Below are 19,632 nucleotides of genomic sequence, written 5' to 3' on the forward strand. Positions count from 1 at the left end.
CCCCCCCCCCCCCCCCCCCCCCCCCCCCCCCCCCCCCCCCCCCCCCCCCCCCCCCCCCCCCCCCCCCCCCCGGCCCGCCGCAGGTGCGGCGGAAGGTTTCTCCAGCGGCTGCCCGGGGCGACGTGGACGCCAGCCGGGGCGGCGGCCCGGGCCCGGCGCCGGGCTACTACCAGGTGGGCGGGCTGGCGATGCTGCGGGCGATCGCCTCGTCCAGGACCTGGGCGGTCTGGGTGACGTCGTACGTGGAGTTGTCGATGATCGGCAGGCCCGACCCGTACCAGCCGGCCATCCGACCGTGGATGCGGGCGACCTCCTCGTCGCTGAGCCTGCGGTTGCCCGAGCGGGCCGCGTTGCGCTCCAGGACGACTTCGAGGCCAGGCAGCAGCACCACCGGCAGCAACCCGGGGCCCACGTGGCGCTTCCAGCCACCGAGCCCCACCACCGGGCGGTCCGGGAAAACGGCGTCGTCGAGGATGCACGAGATGCCGTTCGCGAGGAAGTTACGGGCGGCGAAGCCGCAGGTGCGGCGGGCGAGCCGGTACTGCGCCTCGGAGTTCTCGTTCCAGCCGGACTGCGGGTTGGCGAAGCCCGACCTGACCCATTCGCGTACGTCGTCCAGGCTGATGTGCGCGGTGGGCACCCGGCGGTTGTCGGCCCACAGCCGGGCCACGGTGGTCTTGCCCGCGCCCGCCGGGCCGATCAGGAGAACGGCGACGGCGGCCCGGGAGGCGTCGATCACGGGCTGGTCCTGCGGGGCGTCCGGCAGCGGTACCGGCGCGCCGGGCGGGAGCGTCACCGGCCCCGTGGCGCCGTCGGCCGGCGGTGGCGGCGGCCCGGACGGCGCGGCCATCGGCGGGGCCGTGTGGTGGTGGGGTGCGGGCTGCGCCGGTGCGGGGTGCGGGCCCTGCGCGGGCCAGCCGGGGGCCGGCACCTGCCCGCCGGCCGGGTGCGGGCCGCCGGCGACGGGCGGCTGTCCGGGCGGGGCGGGGTGGCCCGGGTGCTGGACGGCGCCCGCGGCGCCCGTGACGCCCGGTCCGTGGGACGGGGGCAGCGGAACTCCCGTGACGTGCTGCATCCGGTGGCTCTCCGTCTCGTGCCGGCGGCTGACCTTGGCTGGACCCGGCCGTTCGCACGTACGCCGACCAGGTGTGCTACCGAACGGTACTCCCCCGCCCCCGGCGACCCGGCGCCCGACCCGGCCTTCGCCGGACACGGCGCGTTCCCGCCAGTTCGGCACTCGACGGGCCGCCGTCGCGCCCTTGGTGACGGACCGTCAGGGGATCACCGACACACCCCGATGCTCCGCCACCGCGCCTTCAACTCGCCCGTACCGCCAGGCTGTTGAGCACGACGACCGCCGGTCGCCGGCCCCGGGCGGCGCCGACGGTGCACGGCGTCGTCCGGGGCGGGTGGCGGAATGCGTCAGCCGTCGATCTCGTCGGCCAGGGCCCGCAGGGCGAGCCGATATGACCCGATTCCGAAGCCGGCGATGGTGCCGCTGGAGACGGCTGCGATGACAGAGTTGTGACGGAACTCCTCCCGCGCGTGCGGGTTGGAGATGTGCACCTCGATCAGCGGGGCGGTGCGCTGGGCCGCCGCGTCCCGCATGCCGTACGAGTAGTGCGTGAAGGCGCCCGGATTGATCACGACCGGCAGCGCGCCGTCCGCGGCCTCGTGCAGCCAGCGGATCAGTTCGCCCTCGTCGTTGGTCTCCCGGACCTCGACGTCGAAGCCGAGTTCCTTGCCGAGCGCGGTGCACTGCTCGACGAGGCCGGCGTACGAGGTCGCCCCGTAGACGTCGGGCTCGCGGCTGCCCAGCCGCCCCAGGTTGGGGCCGTTGATGACCAGGACGCGCCGGTCGTCGCTCACTCCGCCACCTCTCCGTACGCGGCGAGCAGCACCGCCGGGTCCGGGCCCTCCAGGACGGCGGGCTTACCCAGGCCGTCCAGGACGATGAAGCGCAGCAGGTCGCCGCGGGACTTCTTGTCCACGCGCATGGTCTCAAGGAGCTTCGGCCACTGGTCGCCGCGGTAGCTGAGCGGCAGGCCCACGCTCTTCAGGACGGCGCGGTGCCGGTCAGCCGTGGCATCGTCCAACCGGCCGGCCAACCTGCCGAGTTCGGCGGCGAAGACCATGCCGACCGAGACGGCCGCGCCGTGCCGCCAGTTGTAGCGCTCGTTCTTCTCGATGGCGTGCGCGAGGGTGTGGCCGTAGTTGAGGATCTCGCGCAGGCCCGACTCCTTCAGGTCTGACGAGACGACCTCGGCCTTCACCTTGATCGAGCGTTCGAGCAGCTCGGCGGTGTGCGGACCCTGCGGGCTGCGGGCGCCCTCCGGGTCGGACTCGATGAGCTCCAGGATCGCCGGGTCGGCGATGAAGCCGGCCTTGATCACCTCGGCCAGACCGCTGACGTAGTCGTGCACCGGCAGCGTGTCCAGCGCGGCCAGGTCGCACAGCACGCCGGCCGGCGGGTGGAAGGCACCGACCAGGTTCTTGCCCTCGGCGGTGTTGATGCCGGTCTTGCCGCCGACCGCGGCGTCGACCATGCCGAGCACCGTGGTGGGCACCGCGATCCAGCGCACCCCGCGCAGCCAGGTGGCGGCCACGAAGCCAGCCAGGTCGGTGGTGGCCCCGCCGCCCACGCCCACGATCACGTCGGAGCGGGTGAACCCGGTCTGCCCGAGGGCCTTCCAGCAGTACGCGGCGACCTCGGCGGTCTTGGACTCCTCCGCGTTCGGCAGTTGGATGGCGATCGCCTCGTACCCCTGCTCGGCGAGGTCGGCGCGGAGCGCGTCACCGGTCGCGGAGAGCGCCGCGGGGTGCAGCACGGCGACGCGCGTGACGCCGGAACCGATGAGTCCGGGCAGCTCGCCGAGGAGCTGGCGGCCGACGAGCACCTCGTACGGCGCGGAACCCGCGCTGCCGCCGACGTGAATCCGGATCGGCGGCTCGGGGGCCTCGGAAGTGGGGGCCGCGGTGGTCTTGGACGGGTCAGTCATGCGTTCCTCACAGCGGGATGCGACGGCTTGGGGGGTGCGGGCGCGGCGGTCACGCGTCGAGCTCCAGCGCCTCGGCGACCGCGCCGGCCACGTCCTGCGGGGTGCGGTCGTCCGTGCTCACGACGGCCCGCGCCACCTCCGTGTACAGCGGCCGGCGCGCCTCCATCAGCTCCCGCCAGCGCTGCCGCGGATTGACCGCGAGCAGCGGGCGCGGCGCGTCGAGGCCCACCCGGCGTACCGCGGCGGCCAGTTGCACGTCGAGGAAGACCACCGGGCGGCCGACCAGCAGGGCCCGGGTCTCCTCGTCCATCACCGCGCCGCCGCCGAGCGAGAGCACCCCGGGGTGCTCGGCCACCGCGGCCCGGACCGCGGCCTGCTCCAACGCCCTGAAGTGCGGTTCGCCGTGCTCGAAGAAGATCTCCGGGATCGGCTGGCCCGCGGTCTGCTCGATGTCGGCGTCGGTGTCGCGGTAGGTGGTGCCAAGGCGCTCCGCGAGCAGCGCCCCGACGGTGGACTTGCCCGCGCCCGGCGGGCCCACCAGGATCACGGCGGGGCCCTGACCTGGGGCGACGGGGGCTCCAGAGGTGCTGGGAGCGCTGGTGGCGCTGGGCCCGCCGGCCGCACCGGCAGGGCTGCCCGTACCGCCGGCGGTGCTGCCAGGCCCGGGGGCGGGGCGGGGCGGCCCCCCCCGGGGGGGGGGGGGGGGGGGGGGGGGGGCCCGGGGGGGGGGGGGGGGGGGGGGCCGCGCGGGGGCGGGGGGGGCGGGGGGCCCGGCGGGCGCACGGGGGGGGGGGGCCGGTCCCGCGGGGGGGGGGCCCCGCCCGGGGGGCGCCGCTGGCAGCGCCGCCGGTGGTGGCGTTCGGGTCCTGGCCGGTCACCGGATCTGGAGGTGGTCGAGGAAGCCGCGGACGTTGCGGCGGGTCTCGGGGACGCTGTCACCGCCGAACTTCTCGGCCACCGCGTCGGCGAGGACCAGTGCCACCATCGCCTCGGCGACGATGCCGGCTGCCGGCACGGCACACACGTCCGACCGCTGGTGGTGGGCCTGGGTGGGCTCGCCGGTGGTGACGTCGACGGTGGCCAGGGCGCGCGGCACGGTCGCGATGGGCTTCATCGCGGCCCGCACCCGCAGCAGCTCGCCGGTGGTCAGACCGCCCTCGGTACCGCCGGAGCGGCCGGTGGCACGCCTGATCCCGTCCTCGGTCGGCAGGATCTCGTCGTGCGCCTGCGAGCCGGGCACACGGGCCAGGTCGAAGCCGTCGCCGAGCTCGACGCCCTTGATGGCCTGGATGCCCATCAGGGCAGCCGCGAGCCGCGCATCGAGCCGCCGGTCCCAGTGCACGTGCGAGCCGAGGCCCACCGGCACGTCGTACGCCAGCACCTCGACGACGCCGCCGAGCGTGTCGCCGTCCTTGTGGGCCTGGTCGATCTCGGCCACCATCGCCTCGCTGGCCTGCGGGTCCAGGCAGCGCACCGGGTCGGCGTCCAGCCGCTCGACGTCGGTGGGCTTGGGGTAGACGCCGTACGGGGCCTTCGCCGCCGCGAGCTCCACCACGTGCGAGACGATCTCGATGCCGGCGGTCTCCTTGAGGTAGGAGCGGGCCACGGCGCCGAGCGCCACCCGGGCCGCGGTCTCCCGGGCGGAGGCGCGCTCCAGGATCGGCCGGGCCTCGTCGAAGCCGTACTTCTGCATGCCGGCCAGGTCGGCGTGGCCGGGCCGGGGGCGGGTCAGCGGGGCGTTCCTGGCGAGGCTCGCCAGCACCTCGGGGTCGACCGGGTCGGCCGACATGACCTGTTCCCACTTGGGCCACTCGGTGTTGCCGACCATGATCGCGACCGGTCCGCCGAGGGTCAGGCCGTGCCGCACGCCACCGATGAAGGTGACCTCGTCGCGCTCGAACTTCATCCGGGCGCCGCGCCCGTAGCCGAGCCGCCGGCGGGCGAGGGCGTCGGCCACCATGTCGGTGGTGATCGGTACCCCGGCCGGCAGTCCCTCCAGGGTCGCTACCAGTGCGGGGCCGTGCGACTCCCCCGCGGTCAGCCAACGCAACCTGCTCAACGTTGCTCCTTAACCTCGCGCCCGTGCGACTTCTCAGCCCCGATCCTCCCATGAGCTGCGACGGAGCCTGATCGCTCGTCCACGCTACGGACTGCGGGGCGCCCCTGCGCGGGGTACGGCGCACTGTTCAAGCGGAGTTCTCGCAGGCGGGGCGATCCGGTCGCAGACCGACCGGATACCGGCCGTTTGTCGGGCAGTTCGGTTAGCCGGCACTGACGGAATATGGCCATCCGCTGACCGTTTCGATCGCTCCGCGGTGGCCCGGCGATCGCAATTCGACCGTTGTCCCACCTCTAGCCGGGGGGCGTCGGGGCGCCGCCGGGCTGCCTTCAGATCACCGTCGGGCTGCCTTCAGGGCGCCAATCGGCTGCCGCCCGCACCGGGCCCAGACACCGCCGGGGACGGCCGGCACCCCGACCCGCACCGGGCCCAGCCCCAACCGACGGACGGCCGGCCCCCCCACCCCCCCCCAGGGCCGGGGCCCCCGCCGGCGCAAACGGCCAGTTCCGCGCTCAGCCCGCGGGCGGTCGCTGCCGGGCGGCGAGCGCCGCCTCGCCGGCCTCGCGCATCGCGGCCAGCGGCGCAGCGGCGCAGCCCGTCATCCGCTCGACCTGGAGCACCGCCTGGTGCACCAGCAGGTCGAGCCCGCCCACCACCGCCCCACCACGGCCGGCCCAGGCGGCGGCGAGCGCCGTGGGCCACGGGTCGTACAGCACGTCGAAGAGCGCGCCCGGCCGGTCGGGCACGGCCGCGGCCAGCGCGTCGGTGGTGCCGGCCGGGGTGGTCGCGATCACCAGCGGGGCACTCATCGCCGCCGCGGCGTCGGCCCAGTCGGCGGTGTGCACGCGCACCCCGAGCCGCTCGCCCCACTGCCGCATCTCGGTGGCCCGGGCCGCGCCCCGCACATAGGCGGTGACCTCGCCGACCTGGATGCGGGCGAGGGCGGCCAGTGCCGACGAGGCGGTGGCGCCGGCGCCCAGCACCGCGGCCCGCTCCACCCGCTCCACCCCGCGCTCGCGCAGCGCCGCGATCATCCCGGGGATGTCGGTGTTCTCCCCGACCCGGCGGCCCTCGGCGGTGAACAACACGGTGTTCACCGCCTCCACCGAGGCCGCGGTCTCGCTGATCTCATCCAGCAGCGGAATGATCGCCCGCTTGAGCGGCATGGTCAGCGAGAGGCCGGCCCACTCCCGGTCGAGGCCCTGGAGGAAGGCGGGCAGCCCGGTCTCGTCCACCTCGTACCGTTCGTAACGCCAGCCGGTCAGCCCCAGCTTGTCGTACGCGGCACGGTGCAGCACCGGCGAGAGCGAGTGCGCGATGGGCGATCCAAGGACCGCCGCCCTGCGGTCGTGCGGCATCTGTCTGTCCCCGCCCCTGTGTCCGATGTGTCAATTGCCGCTGCGGCGCTTGCGGTTGAATTCCTTGACCAGCTTGTCGTGCTCGGCGTAGGTCTTGGTGAACTTCGTCGTCTTGAGGTCGACGGAGATGAAGTAGTACCAGCCACCGCGTTCCGGCTCCAGGGTGGCCTTCAGCGCGTCCTCGCCCGGGTTCCCGATGGGTCCGGGCGGCAACCCCTCGTCGTGGTACGTGTTGTAGGGGTTGTCGTAGTTGCGCAGTTCCGCGATCGTCAAGTCAATCTTGCTCTGGTTCTTGACGTAGTTGTACGTGGAGTCGAACTCCAACAACCCGTTGGTCTGCACGTTGTCGGGCTTGAGGCGGTTGTAGACGACGTCGGCCATCTTGCGGAAGTCGTCGTGCGTCATGCCCTCGGCGTTGACCAGACTGGCCACGGTGACGAGGTCGAGCGGCGACTTCAGCCCCAGGCTCTGCGCCTTGGCCTCGTCGATGCCGAGCTTCGTGTACTCCTTGTTGGCCTGCTTGACCATGCTCTTGAGTACGTCGGCCGGTTTGGCGTCCTTGCCGACGTTGTAGCGGGAGGGGTAGAGGAAGCCCTCCAGCGGGTCCTTGATGTTCGGGTCGTCGTTGGCCCAGGACGGCAGTCCGAGGTTGCGGTACTCGTCCTTGGCCACCTTCATCGTGGTGCCTTCGGCCGCGCCGAGCTTCTTGTCGATCGCCGCGTAGACCGCCCGGTTGCGCATGCCCTCGCTGACGATCAGGAAGTTGAGCGCCGCGGGGTCGGTCATCATGGTGACCGCCGCATCGCCCGACATCTGTTTGTTGAGGGTGTACGAACCGGCCTGGATGCGGTCGCCGTTGGGGTTCTTGTTGGCGGCTTCCACGAACGCCCGGCTGCTCTTGACCACGCCTTCGCGGGTGAGAATGTCGCCCATGGCGGAGACGCCGGTGCCCTCGGGGATCTCGATCTGCACCTGCTCGTCGGTGCCCTCGCCCGCGTAGTCGGGGGCGGCGCCGAAGTGCTCCTGCCAGAACTGGTAGCCGAAGTATCCTGCACCGGCCACCACCCCGCCGAGCACCACCGTCACCACCAGACAGGCGGCGCCGCTGCGGCGTTTGGTCTTGTTACGGCGTTCCCGACCGCGCCGCCGCTCCTCGCGCGATTCCTGGACGTCGTCGTCGTAACCCTCTTCGTAACCGTCGTCGTAGCCCTCGTCCGGGCCCCCACGACGGCCACCGTCGCGGTCGTCGGGCCCGTCGGCGCCGCCCTCGCCGCGCCGTGGGCCGTTTCCACCTGCGAAGAGCTCATCCTCGGGCCGCTCCGGTGCGAGGTCGGGCTCGGGCTCGGCCCGCCTGTCGTCCGCCGGCTCGTCCACCAGCGGAGCGGCCGGCCCGCGCCCCTGCGCCCCGGCCTCCGGCTGCTGACCGAACGCGGCCTGCTGCTGGAAATGCTGGTCCTGGAGGTGCGGGTCCTGGCCGTGCGGCTGCTGGTCCTGCGGGTGCGGTGCGAAGTGTTGCGGCTGCTGGTGCTGCTGACCCGGGTGCGGGTGCTGCCCGGGTGCGGGGTACTGACCTGGCTGGCCGGGATGGCCCGGATGTGAGGGGTGGGGGTGCTCGCCCTGGAGCGGTCCGGCCGGGCCCGGCGCGGGATAGCCGTCCGGCGTTCCGTAGTAGTCAGCGTGCTGCCCGCCGTATGGGTCACCCTGCTGGGCCGCCTGCGCCTGGTAGGGATCGAGGGGCTGGCCGGGGTGCTGGCCGGTGGCGTACGGGTCGGCCTGGCCAGCGGCGTAGGGCACGCCAACGCCCTGCGAGTCGTCCCAGCCGTACTGCTGCTGCCCGAAAGGTTCCTGCTGCTGCGCATACTGCTGGGCCTGGTCGCCGTAGGGGCTCTGACCACCTGCGGCCTGCTGCCCGTGCCACCCCGGGTCCCCGTACAGGGGGTCTTCGGGGTCCCACGGTTGGGAGCCGGGGCTCCGGCCATACTCAGTCATCGATCCCCTAGTGCCGCGCTGCGGCAGCCGATACGCGCGTGGGGCGCGGGGTTCGCTCCGCCGGGCTATCACGATTCCCGGGTTTCGAACGGCTGCCATGCCGCGCGGAACGTTACCGTACTGCGATCAGATGACCACCTCGACGGCCTCCCCCGGCGGGCGCCCCGAGGTGCGCTCGGTCTCCAGTGCGTTCTGAAGGATGATGACGGCGGCGGCCTGGTCCACGACCGACCGCCCCTTCTTGCTGTTCACCCCCGCGGCGCGTAGCCCCTGAGCTGCGGTGACGGTGCTCATCCGCTCGTCGACCAGCCGTACGGGAAGGGGGGCGACGGTGCGGGCGAGCGCGCTCGCGAAGGCCCGTACCTTCGTCGCGGCCGGCCCCTCGGTGCCCCGCAGCGACCTGGGCAACCCCACGACCACCTCGATCGGCTCGTACTCGGCGACGATCGCCGCCAGCCGGCGCTGCGCGGCCGGCACATCACGTCCCGGCACCGTCTCCACCGGTGTCGCCAGGACGCCGTCGGGGTCACACGAGGCGACTCCGATCCGGGCGTCGCCGACGTCGATGGCGATCCTTCGCCCACGCCGCATGGGCGTTTCCTCGCTCATGCCGCCTCGTCCTCGCTCCCGCCGGCCCCGCGCTCCACGCGCCGGAACCGTCTCGCACCACCCGGGCGACGCCCGTGCGCCCCCGGGTCCCACTTGGCCCGATCGGGTGTACCACGCACCCGAGGGGGCCGGCTGAGCCGGCCGAGTGGCTTTCCCGCCGCCCGGCCGGCCCGTTTACTAAGCCTGCTCGGTGACCAGGTGTTGCACCGCGGCGATGGCCTCGTCCACGGCCTCCGGGTGCTGTCCGCCGCCCTGCGCGACGTCCGGCTTGCCGCCGCCTCCGCCGCCGAGCGTCTTGGCCGCGGTGCGGACCAGCTCGCCGGCCTTCAGGCCGCGCTCACGGGCCGCCTCGTTGGTGGCGATCACGGTGAGCGGACGCCCACCGTTGACCGTGAACAGCGCGACCACGGCCGGCCGGCCGCCCTGGATGCGGCCACGCACGTCGAGGACGCGCTTGCGCAGGTCGTCCGCGCCGGTGCCGTCCGGCCCCTGGCCGGTGGCCAGCGCCACGCCCCGCACGTCCTGGGCGCCGTCGGCCAGCCCGGCGGCGGCCTGGAGCACCTTCTCGGCGCGGAACCGCTCGATCTCCTTCTCGGCCTCCTTGAGCTTGGCCAACATCCCGGAGATCTTCTCCGGCAGCTCCTCGGGTCGGCCCTTGACCAGGTCGGTCAGTTGCGAGACGACCGTGTGCTCACGGGCCAGGAAGTTGTACGCGTCCACGCCGACCAGGGCCTCCACGCGGCGCACCCCGGAGCCGATCGAGGACTCGCCGAGCAGCTTCACCAGGCCGAGCTGGGCGGTGTTGTGCACGTGCGTGCCGCCGCACAGCTCCTTGGAGAAGTCACCGATGGTGACCACGCGCACCCGGTCGCCGTACTTCTCGCCGAACTCGGCGATGGCGCCCTGCTTCTTCGCCTCGTCCATGCTCATCACCTCGGCGGTGACGTCGAGCTCGCGCGAGAGCACGTCGTTGATCTTCTGCTCGACGTCGGTGAGCACGGTGGTGGGCACCGCGGTGGGCGAGCCGAAGTCGAAGCGGAAGCGGCCGGGCGAGTTCTCGGAGCCCGCCTGGGCGGCCGTCGGGCCGAGCGCGTCGCGCAGCGCCTGGTGGGTGAGGTGGGTGGCGCTGTGGGCGCGGGCGATGGCCCGCCGCCTGGCGATGTCGATCTGGGCGTACGCACTGGCGCCCACCGTGACCTCGCCGACCTGCACCACGCCCTTGTGCACGCTCACGCCGGGCACCGGCTGCTGCACGTCGCGGACCTCGACCACCGCGCCGGTGTCGAGCTTGATCCGACCGGTGTCGGCGAGCTGGCCACCGCCCTCGGCGTAGAAGGGGGTGCGGTCGAGGACGACCTCGACCTCGTCGCCCTCGTGTGCGGCGGGCGAGGAGACGCCGTCCACCAGCAGCCCGACCACCGAGGACTCGCCCGCGGTGTCGGCGTACCCGGTGAAGACCGTGGCGCCGGAGGCGTCGGCCACCGCGCGGTAGGCGGAGAGGTCGGCGTGGCCCTGCTTCTTGGCCTTGGCGTCGGCCTTGGCCCGCTCCCGCTGCTCCTTCATCAACCGGCGGAAGCCGTCCTGGTCGACGCTGAGCCCCTGCTCGGCGGCCATCTCCAGGGTCAGGTCGATGGGGAAGCCCCAGGTGTCGTGGAGCAGGAACGCCTTGTCGCCGGCGAGCTGGCTGGCGCCGGCGGCCTTGGTCTCGCTGACGGCGGCGTCCAGGATGTTGGTGCCGGCCTTGAGCGTCTTGAGGAAGGCGCCCTCCTCGGCCAGCGCGACCGTCTCGATGCGCTTGCGGTCGGTCAGCAGCTCCGGGTACTGCTCGCCCATGGTTTTCAGGACCACGTCCACGAGCTCGCCGATGACCGGACCAGTGGCGCCGAGCAGGCGCATGTTGCGGATGGCGCGGCGCATGATGCGGCGCAGCACGTAGCCGCGGCCCTCGTTGCCGGGCGTGACGCCGTCGCCGATGAGCATCACCGAGGTGCGGACGTGGTCGCCGACCACGCGCAGCGCGACGTCGCTGTCCGTGTCGGCGCCGTAGGCGACGCCGGTCAGCTCGGTGGCCTTGTCCATGACGACGCGGAGGGTGTCCGTCTCGTACATGTTGTGGACGCCCTGGAGGATCATCGCCAGGCGTTCGAGGCCGAGTCCGGTGTCGATGTTCTTGCTGGGCAGCTCGCCGAGAATCGGGAAGTCGTCCTTGCCGGAGCCCGGGCCGCGCTCGTACTGCATGAAGACCAGGTTCCAGATCTCCACGTACCGCTCGTCGTTGACGGCCGGGCCGCCCTCGACGCCGAACTCGGGCCCGCGGTCGTAGTTGATCTCCGAGCAGGGGCCGCACGGGCCGGGCACGCCCATGGACCAGTAGTTGGGGCCCATGCCCAGGCGCTGGATGCGCTCGGCGGGGACGCCGATGACCTCACGCCAGATGCGCTCGGCCTCGTCGTCCTGCTCGTAGACGGTGATCCACAGCTTCTCCGGGTCGAGGCCGTAGCCCCCGTCCTCCTGCGAGCTGGTGAGCAGCTCCCAGGCGAACTTGATGGCGCCTTCCTTGAAGTAGTCGCCGAAGGAGAAGTTGCCGCACATCTGGAAGAACGTGCCGTGCCTGGTGGTCTTGCCGACCTCTTCGATGTCGGGCGTGCGCACGCACTTCTGCACGCTGGTCGCACGGTCGAAGGGCGGCTTGACCTCACCGAGGAAGTACGGCTTGAAGGGCACCATGCCCGCGGGGACCAGCAACAGCGTCGGGTCGTCCGCGATCAGCGACGCCGACGGCACGACGGTGTGCCCCCGCTCCTCGAAGAAGCGTAGCCAGCGGCGGCGGATTTCGGCCGACTCCATCAGTAGTCCTCTTTCTCGTTGTTCCGGTCGCTCCGGCCGTCGTGCCGGTCGGTGGTCCGGTCGTCGTTGCGGCCGGCCTTGCGGTCGTTCCAGTCGTGGGCCCGGTCGATGGCCGGGTCGCCGTGGGTGGTCAGGCTCACGGGGCGGTACGTCTTCGACTCCAGCACCTGCGCGCGCTGTGCGGGCAGTTCCCGGACGTCGGGCCCCGCTGCGAGACCCAGTGCGTCGTTCAACGCCGCCTCCCGGTCCGCCATTCCGACCCGTACGTCCAGCGCGAACTGCTTGAGCCGGTGCCCGGTCTCCACCGCCTTGTCGGCGGCCTGCGCGGCGAGGCTCTCCGGCGCCAACTGGCGCAGCTTGCGGTTGACCTTGGTGGTGGCCCACACGCCGGCTGCGGCGCCGGTGGTGAACCAGAATGCGCGGCGGAACATCGCGATCAGTCCTTCTTGCTGCGGTTGTTGCCCCGGTCGCGTACCCGGCTGCGGCGGCCTCCACGGCGCGCGGCGGGCACCGTTTTGCCGACGACGACGGTCGCGGGGTCCGCGGCCTCGCCCTTGCGGCCGATCGCCCGGCGCACCCCGTAGCCGAAGGCGGCCACCTTCACCAGCGGGCCGCCGAACGCGGAGGAGACCGTGGAGGAGAGCGCCGACGCGTTGGAGGTGACCTCCTGGACGTCGGCTGCGATCGAGTCGACGCGGGCGAGTTGGGTGTGGGCCGAGCGCACCGTCGCGGACGCCTCGCTCAGCAGCGGTACGGCCTGCTCGGTGACCTCGGCCACCAGCTTGGTGGTCGCCCTGAGCGCCTGGGCAAGCCTCACCAGGGCAAGGGCGAGGAACGACACCAGGATCGCCCAGAAGACGGCCACGAGGATCCCGGCCACCTCTCCACCGGACATCTCGCACCGCTCCCTGCTGAATCTCGGGCTCGTCATGGGCCGCTGTTGGTCGTCCCGGTCGGCCGCCACGCACGGACGGTGGGGTCACCGCGGGCGCGGGCGGCAGACCCCGACCATATCGCGCCGCGGGTCGTCGGCCGTACTGTATTGCCGCCCGCAGCGGGCGGTTCGTGGCAGGTCGCGGACGGTGGCGAAGTGGCGCGGGAGGGGATTGTACGGCCCGCAAACCGTTCAGTACGCTCCGTGTTTTATGCGACATGCTCCGCGCCCCGGATCTCCACGGCCCGGTCCACTCGCCGGGCCAGCCAGAACAGGCGGGTTGCCCGCCGACGTCAGTCGATTCATCGGTCGGTCCGCGGAACTGGCCGAACTCAAGCGACTTCTCTCCCGGTCCCGTCTGGTGACGGTCACCGGGGTGGGCGGGATCGGTAAGTCACGCTTGGCACGCCGCGGTGCCAAGCGCATGCGGAATCGCTTCTGCGACGGAATGTGGCTGGTCCCCATGGACGAGCTACCCACAACCGGAACCCCAGAAGAGGCCCTGCTCGATGCGCTGGGGCTGGTGGCGCCCGGCGGCCGTTCGCCGCGCGAGGTGCTGGTGCGGCGGCTCGCGCAGGGCGACACGCTGCTCCTCATCGACGGCTGTGAGCAGGTGGTCGAGCCGTGCGCCGCGCTGGTGGCCGAGCTGCTGCGGCGCGCGCCCGGGCTGCGGGTGCTGGTCGCCAGCCGGCGCCCGCTGGGCATCACCGGCGAACGGCTGCTGCCGCTCGGCCCGCTACCGATCCGACCGGAGGCCGTGGAGTTGTTCGCCGACCGCGCATCGGCGGTGCTGCCCGCGTTCACGCCGGCGGTCGGCCGGGAGGCGGTGGGCGAGGTGTGCCGGCGGCTCGACGGCATTCCGCTGGCCATCGAGTTGGCGGCGGCCCAGTTACGCACGCTCTCCCTGGAACAGGTCCTGCACCGGCTCGACGACCCGCTGCGGCTGCTGACCACCACCGGTCACAGCGCCCCCGACCGGCACCGCTCGCTGTCCACGGCGATCGGCTGGAGCCACGAGTTGTGCAGCCCGGCCGAGCGGCTGCTGTGGTCCCGGCTCTCGGTCTTCGACGGCGGCTTCGACCTGGACGCCGTGGAGTACGTGTGCGCCGGTACGAACCTGCCGGCGGACGAGGTGCTGGCGGCGCTGACCGGCCTGGTCGCGCAGTCCGTCATAGTCCGCGACGCCCCGCCGGACGACGCGGGGCAGGCCCGCTACCGGATGCTGGACCCGGTACGCGCGTCCGGGGCCCGCTGGCTGTCCGAGCTGGGCGAGACGCAGCGGCTGCGCAAGCGGCACCGCGACTGGTACCTGGGGCTGGCCACCTGGTGCGAGTTGGACTGGTTCAGCCTGCGGCAGGTCGAGGTGGCGCAGCGGGTGGAGGCCGAGCTGCCGAACCTGCGGCTGGCCCTGGAGTACAGCCTGGACAGCCCGGACGACGCACACATCGGCCAGTACCTGACCGGCACGCTGTGGTTCTACTGGGTGGGCTGCGGGCGGCTCGCCGAGGGCCAGCGGTGGCTGGAGCGGGCGCTTGAGCTGGAGAGCGACCAGCCCGAGCCGCGCGCCAAGGCCCTGTGGGCGGTGGGTCTGACGGCGGCGGCGCGGGGGGACGCGGTGGCCGCGCTGACCGCCCTGCACGAGTGCCGCGAACTGGCCGAGAGCACCGGCGACGAGAGCGCGGCGGCGCTGGCGACGCAGATGCTGGGCGTGACCGCGCTCTCCAACGACGACCTGCCGGGCGCGGTGGCCCTGTTGCGCGAGTGCCTGGAGCGGTACCGCACCCGCGGCGAGCTCAACGCCCTGGTCCTCCTGGCCCAGGTGCAGCTCTCGTTGGCGCTGGCCCTGGTGGGCGACCTGGAGGCGGCCCTGGCGCTGGCCGAGGACGCCCGGCAGGTGGCGGCCGACAGCGGGGAGCGGTGGGTGCGCTCGTACGCCCTGTACGCGCTGGCCTGCGCCCGGGCCGAGCGCGGCGAGGACCAGCTCGCCCGCGAACTGCTGGTGGACTGTCTGGAGATCAAGCAGGAGTTCGGCGACGCCCTCGGCATGACGCTGGCGCTGGAGCGGCTGGCGCCGCTGGTGGTGCTCGACGCGCCGGAGTGGGCGGCCGAGCTCCAGGGCGCCGCGGCCACCGGCTGGCGCGACCTGAGCGGCGAGCCGCTGCGCTCCTCGCAGTTGCGCGACCGGCACGAGCGGTGTGCCGCCCGGGCCAAGGGCATCATCGGCGACGCGGGCTACGAGGCGGCCCGGCGCGGTGGCCGGCGCGGTGGCCTGGAGTTGGCGGTGGCCCAGGTCCTGGAGCGGGGCCGGGGCCGACCGGCCAGTCTCGTCGGCCAGGCCGGTGGGGTGGCCGGCCGCCCCTGGCCCGAGGAGGACCGGGCGAGCGAGGGCCGGGCCGCCGAGGAGTGGGCCGCGGACGCGGCGGCTGCGCTGCGCCGCAAGCAGCCGGCGGGACCACCACCGGCCCCCCCGGAAGCCGACGCCACGGAGTGAACCCCGCCGGGGCCCGGAGGAGCCCGCGTGGCCATGAACGAGGGCAACCACCGAACGGGCGGCGGTCCGCCGGCCCCCGCCCGCACACGGCACACACGGGCCCGGCCCGCCCGAAGCAGGTCCGGCCTGAACCCGTGTGAAGCAGACACCGCCCGAAGTAGCTCCGCAGCAGCCCCCACCCGACGGCATTCCCGCGACAGGCCCCCGCCGGACGAACCCCCCACTTGGCCGTACGCCTCCCCTACGGCCGCCAGCCCCACGTACCGGCGCCATCCGCACCGAGGTCCGGTGCAGGCGCCCGGTGGGCCCGAGACGGGGCACGCCGGGCGCCCACGGGGCCCGAAACGCACGAGGCCCCGCCCGAAGAGGGCGGGGCCTGCCTGCTGAGCGGTGCTTAGCGGGCGTAGTACTCGACGACGAGCTGCTCGTCGCAGATCACCGGGATCTCCTTGCGGTTGGGGTCCCGGTCGAGGCGGAACGCCAGCGCCTTGAGGTTGACCTCAAGGTAGCGCGGGGTCTCACCGTCGGTGTCGTAGCCACCCTCGCGGGCGACCTGGAACGGGTGCTTCTCGCGGCTGCGCTCGCGGACCATCACGACGTCGCCCGGGCGGACGCGGAAGGACGGCTTGTCGACCTTGCGGCCGTTGACCTCGATGTGACCGTGCACGACCATCTGCCGCGACTGGTAGATGGTCCGGGCGATGCCCGACCGAAGGACGAGCGCGTCCAGGCGGCGCTCAAGCTCGATGATCAGGGCCTCGCCCGTCTTGCCGTCGACCTTCCGAGCGCGGTCGTAGGCACGGGCCATCTGGCGCTCGCTGATGTCGTACTGAGCGCGCAGACGCTGCTTCTCAAGAAGACGGACCTTGTAGTCGCTGTTCTGCTTGCGGCCACGGCCGTGCTCGCCCGGCGGGTAGGGGCGGGCCTCGAAGTACTTGACGGCCTTCGGAGTCAGCGCGATGCCGAGCGCACGCGACTTCTTGACCTTGGGACGCGACTGGTTCACGTGGAACGAACCTCCATGTAAGTTAGGTAAGGCTTACCTTAGCCGAGGAGAATGTATGTTTCGACCTGGGAGCCCCACGTCCAGCGCTGCCCACGGCACGGAGTCAGACGACTCCGGCCCTGCTGGCACTGAGGTGGGTCAGCCGCGCCCCGCGGAAGACGCCCGGCAACCCACTGCTGCCGAGCGCGTACGAACCCTCGTAGAGTCCAACGCTACGGCGTCTCTCGCGATTCTCGGAATCGAGGAGCCCGAAGAGTTCGCCGCCGGTTTCCCTACAGCACGCACAGTAACGCCCGACGGAGACGTGCTATTGCTGGTTCCTGGCGGCTCGCCGGCGGCCAGAGCCGCCGCGTACGCGCAGGACGACGATCTCGGCTGCGTGATGGAGATCACAGATGTAGCACCCGTTTCGGTGCCGTATCGCGTGCGCGGGCGCGCCTGGATCGCCGGCTGGCTGACCCCGGTGCGGAACGAGGAGCGGGCCGCCTGCGCCATGCTGCTCGCCGAGCGGCACCCGGTCGGCGAGATCCTCGGCATGCAGGAGGTGCTGCGTCCGCCCAGCGCCGAGCGGCCCGGCGGGCGACCCGCCTGGGTGCTGTTGCGGCTGGAGGTCGGGGAGGCATGCGTGGACGATCTGTGGGGCGCCGAGAGCGTGGAGCAGGAGGCGTTCGCCGCCGCCGACCCCGATCCACTGGTGGAACACGAATCCGAACTCCTCCAACACCTGCACGCGGCGCACAGCGAACAGGTGCACCTGCTGTGCACGCTCTTCGGAGACCGCGCCGGCGGCTGCGGCGCGGCGCGCGAGCCCGGTGGCCAGGTGCCGGGGGGCCGGGTGTCCGGTGGCCAGATGCCCGGCGAGCCGCAGACACCACCCGGACGAGCGGTGCGCGCCGTGCCGGTCTCCCTCACCCGTTTCGGGCTACGGGTCCGCTTCACCGACGCCGACGCCCGCTCCTTCGACGCGCGCTTCGACTTCCCACAGCCGGTACGCGACGTGGGGGAGTTGCGCCGCGCCATGCACACCCTGTTCGAGGCCGCGGCCCAATAGCCCCGGCCAACCCGAGCGCCCCGGGCCGCCGCTCCCCTCATGCGGCCCCGGCCACTCCCCCGCACCCGCGCGCCTGCTCGCCCACGGCGTCTCCCTCTCCCCCCCCTCTTCCTCGCTTTTCCTCCCTCTCCGCCAACCATCGCTCCAGCCCGCCCGGCCACGGCACCCCTCACCCGCCGATGGCCCGCTCGGCCCATCGGCGCTCCGGACCCGGTTCCGGGGCGCCACCTCGGCCGCCCGGCGACCCAACTGCGTTGCATGGTGCGGTAGTTGGCGGTGGTTGACCGTCACCGGGGCGCTCGCCCGGGCGGCTGCCGTGCGCCGGGCCGCCCCACTCCCCCAGGCCCCCCCGCGCCCCCGCGCACCCGCGCCCCCGGCCGAGTCGGCCCGCACGCCGGACCTGCTGGCGGCGGCCCGCCCGCACACCCGACCCACCCGCCACCGCGGGGCTCACACTCCCAACAGGCCCCTACGCAACAGACCCGTACGCACAGCGCGCCCGTACGCGTACGCGCGGTACGCACACAGGCCCGCGCACACCACACGCCCCTACGCGCGCGTCCCTCAGCCGCCGGTCGGCTCGCCGTCGCCCTTCTCCGTCGTCGCCGCGCGGGCCTCGCCCTCGCCTCCGGTCTCGCCCCGGGAGCCGTCGCGGCCCGGGCCGTCCCGGGCGCTCTCCTCGCGGGCGGCGCCGTCCCGGGGCCTGGTCGGTGGTGGATCGCCGCGCAGTCGGGCCCGGACGCGCTCCACCACGTCCGCGTACCGCGCCTCCGCCCCGTACCTCGTGGGCGCGTAGTACTGCTTGCCGTGCACCGCGTCCGGCGCGTACTGCTGCGTGGCGATGCCGCCCGGCAGGTCGTGGGGGTACAGATAGCCCTGCGCGTGGCCGAGCTTCTGGGCGCCCTTGTAGTGCCCGTCGCGCAGGTGCGCGGGGACCGGCCCGGCGAGGCCGGCCCGGACGTCCGCCAGGGCCGCGTCGATGGCCAGGTACGCCGCGTTGGACTTGGGGGCGAGCGCCAGCGCCACCGTGGCCTGACCCAGGGCGATGCGCGCCTCGGGGTAGCCGATCAGGGCGACCGCCTGGGCGGCGGCGACCGCCGTCTGGAGCGCGGTCGGGTCGGCCATGCCGATGTCCTCGCTCGCGGAGATCATCAGCCGGCGGGCGATGAACCGCGGGTCCTCACCCGCCTCGATCATGCGGGCCAGGTAGTGCAGCGCCGCGTCCACGTCCGAGCCCCGGATGGACTTGATGAGCGCACTGGCCACGTCGTAGTGCTGGTCGCCGTTGCGGTCGTACTTCACCGCCGCCCGGTCGACGGCCTCCTCCAGCGTCGCCAGCGTGATCTCCGGCTCGCCCTTGGCTATCGCCGATCCGGCGCCCGCCTCCAGTGCCGTCAGCGCCCGCCGCCCGTCGCCGCCGGCGATCCGCAGCAGATGTGCCTCGGCGTCCTCCGGCAGCCGCACCACGCCGCCGAGCCCGCGCTCTTCGGCCAGCGCCCGGTGCAGCAGGGCGCGCACGTCGTCGTCGGTCAGCGGCTCCAGCGTGAGCAGCAGCGAGCGGGAGAGCAGCGGCGAGATCACCGAGAAGTACGGGTTTTCGGTGGTGGCCGCGATGAGGGTGACCCAGCGGTTCTCCACCGCGGGCAGCAGCGAGTCCTGCTGGGCTTTGCTGAAGCGGTGGATCTCGTCCAGGAACAGCACAGTCTCCCTGCCGTACCCGCCGGAGCTGCGGCGGGCGCCGTCGATGACGGCCCGCACCTCCTTGACCCCGGCGGTGATCGCCGACAGCTCCACGAAGCGCTTCTTGGTGGCCTGACTGACCACGTACGCCAGCGTCGTCTTGCCCGTGCCCGGCGGGCCCCACAGGATGACCGACGAGGCGCCGGCGGGACCGCCGCTGCCCTCGCCGACGAGCCGGCGCAGCGGCGAGCCCGGGCGCAACACGTGCTGCTGCCCCACGACCTCGTCGAGCGTGCGCGGGCGCATCCGCACGGCCAGCGGACTGCTGGCCGGGTCCTTCTCCTGGCGTTCCTCGGCGGCGGCGGTGAACAGGTCTGGCTCCACGCAGGAAGCCTATGCCACCCCACTGACAACGGGCCGGCGCGACCGCCCGCGACCGTCCTGACCTGGGCCGCAGCGGGCCCAGTGGGCACAGCCAGGCCAAAAAAGAAGACCGGGCCCCGGCCGGGGGCCCGCCCCCGCCCGGCCCCGCCCCCCCGGGGGGCGGGCCCGCGGGGGGGGGGGCCCGCCGGGGGGGCGCGCCGGGGGGGGGGGGCCCCCCCCACCCCC

At 73.4% G+C, this 19,632-nt stretch carries 16 protein-coding genes; 3 read left to right on the plus strand and 13 right to left on the minus strand.

All coding sequences use genetic code 11. The features are described 5' to 3' along the window. The coding region (locus tag AAHZ94_RS09695; RefSeq protein ID WP_502964626.1) for a hypothetical protein at positions 1-234 on the plus strand (234 nt) is incomplete at its 5' end. Here the strand turns inward: AAHZ94_RS09695 and AAHZ94_RS09700 are convergent. The 11 genes from AAHZ94_RS09700 to AAHZ94_RS09750 all read right to left on the minus strand — a co-directional run bounded on the left by AAHZ94_RS09700 (position 167) and on the right by AAHZ94_RS09750 (position 12,756). Then, a complete protein-coding gene (locus AAHZ94_RS09700; RefSeq protein ID WP_349992213.1) occupies positions 167-1,075 on the minus strand; it encodes an AAA family ATPase in 909 nt (302 codons plus the stop codon). The genes AAHZ94_RS09695 and AAHZ94_RS09700 overlap by 68 nt on opposite strands. A 347-nt stretch (positions 1,076-1,422) precedes the next feature. Beyond that, positions 1,423-1,869, minus strand: coding sequence for a type II 3-dehydroquinate dehydratase (gene aroQ, locus AAHZ94_RS09705; protein WP_349992215.1), 447 nt, complete (start codon positions 1,867-1,869; stop codon positions 1,423-1,425). After that, the gene (gene aroB, locus AAHZ94_RS09710) at positions 1,866-2,999 is read right to left on the minus strand and encodes a 3-dehydroquinate synthase (RefSeq protein ID WP_349992216.1); all 1,134 of its coding nucleotides are present in this window, start codon (positions 2,997-2,999) and stop codon (positions 1,866-1,868) included. The genes aroQ and aroB overlap by 4 nt, the downstream gene beginning before the upstream one ends. Before the next feature lie 49 nt (positions 3,000-3,048). After that, a complete protein-coding gene (locus tag AAHZ94_RS09715; RefSeq protein WP_349992218.1) occupies positions 3,049-3,546 on the minus strand; it encodes a shikimate kinase in 498 nt (165 codons plus the stop codon). Between the two features lie 327 nt (positions 3,547-3,873). Next, a complete protein-coding gene (gene aroC, locus AAHZ94_RS09720; protein WP_349992219.1) occupies positions 3,874-5,058 on the minus strand; it encodes a chorismate synthase in 1,185 nt (394 codons plus the stop codon). 512 nt (positions 5,059-5,570) lie between these two features. Next, positions 5,571-6,416: a shikimate dehydrogenase gene (locus AAHZ94_RS09725; RefSeq protein ID WP_349992220.1), complete on the minus strand. Its 846-nt coding sequence runs from the start codon at positions 6,414-6,416 to the stop codon at positions 5,571-5,573. 30 nt (positions 6,417-6,446) lie between these two features. Beyond that, complete coding sequence (gene mltG, locus AAHZ94_RS09730; RefSeq protein WP_349992222.1) at positions 6,447-8,405, minus strand: endolytic transglycosylase MltG; 1,959 nt, start codon at positions 8,403-8,405, stop codon at positions 6,447-6,449. 126 nt (positions 8,406-8,531) lie between these two features. Beyond that, positions 8,532-8,996 (minus strand): Holliday junction resolvase RuvX, encoded by a 465-nt coding sequence (gene ruvX, locus AAHZ94_RS09735; RefSeq protein WP_349992224.1) that lies wholly within the window; start codon positions 8,994-8,996, stop codon positions 8,532-8,534. Between the two features lie 195 nt (positions 8,997-9,191). After that, the gene (gene alaS, locus AAHZ94_RS09740; protein ID WP_349992225.1) at positions 9,192-11,861 is read right to left on the minus strand and encodes an alanine--tRNA ligase; all 2,670 of its coding nucleotides are present in this window, start codon (positions 11,859-11,861) and stop codon (positions 9,192-9,194) included. Beyond that, positions 11,861-12,292 carry a hypothetical protein gene (locus tag AAHZ94_RS09745; protein ID WP_349992227.1) on the minus strand — a complete coding sequence of 144 codons (432 nt, stop codon included), beginning with the start codon at positions 12,290-12,292 and terminating at the stop codon, positions 11,861-11,863. Before AAHZ94_RS09745 ends, alaS begins: the two co-directional genes overlap by 1 nt. A gap of 5 nt (positions 12,293-12,297) precedes the next feature. Beyond that, complete coding sequence (locus AAHZ94_RS09750) at positions 12,298-12,756, minus strand: DUF948 domain-containing protein (RefSeq protein ID WP_349992228.1); 459 nt, start codon at positions 12,754-12,756, stop codon at positions 12,298-12,300. A gap of 502 nt (positions 12,757-13,258) precedes the next feature. On the opposite strand from AAHZ94_RS09750, the gene AAHZ94_RS09755 reads away from it, so the two are divergent. Further along, positions 13,259-15,286: an ATP-binding protein gene (locus tag AAHZ94_RS09755; protein WP_502964627.1), complete on the plus strand. Its 2,028-nt coding sequence runs from the start codon at positions 13,259-13,261 to the stop codon at positions 15,284-15,286. Positions 15,287-15,680: 394 nt separating this feature from the next. Here the strand turns inward: AAHZ94_RS09755 and rpsD are convergent, their stop codons facing one another. Then, positions 15,681-16,292, minus strand: coding sequence for a 30S ribosomal protein S4 (gene rpsD, locus AAHZ94_RS09760; RefSeq protein ID WP_176164998.1), 612 nt, complete (start codon positions 16,290-16,292; stop codon positions 15,681-15,683). Positions 16,293-16,521: 229 nt separating this feature from the next. Between rpsD and AAHZ94_RS09765 the strand changes: the two genes are divergently transcribed. After that, positions 16,522-17,343, plus strand: coding sequence for a DUF2470 domain-containing protein (locus tag AAHZ94_RS09765; RefSeq protein ID WP_502964628.1), 822 nt, complete (start codon positions 16,522-16,524; stop codon positions 17,341-17,343). 564 nt (positions 17,344-17,907) lie between these two features. On the opposite strand, the gene AAHZ94_RS09770 is transcribed toward AAHZ94_RS09765, so the two are convergent. After that, the gene (locus tag AAHZ94_RS09770; protein WP_349992231.1) at positions 17,908-19,407 is read right to left on the minus strand and encodes a replication-associated recombination protein A; all 1,500 of its coding nucleotides are present in this window, start codon (positions 19,405-19,407) and stop codon (positions 17,908-17,910) included. Between the last annotated feature and the right edge of the window lie 225 nt (positions 19,408-19,632).

This window comes from Streptomyces sp. HSW2009 (genome assembly GCF_040240285.1).
Classification (GTDB): domain Bacteria; phylum Actinomycetota; class Actinomycetes; order Streptomycetales; family Streptomycetaceae; genus Streptomyces.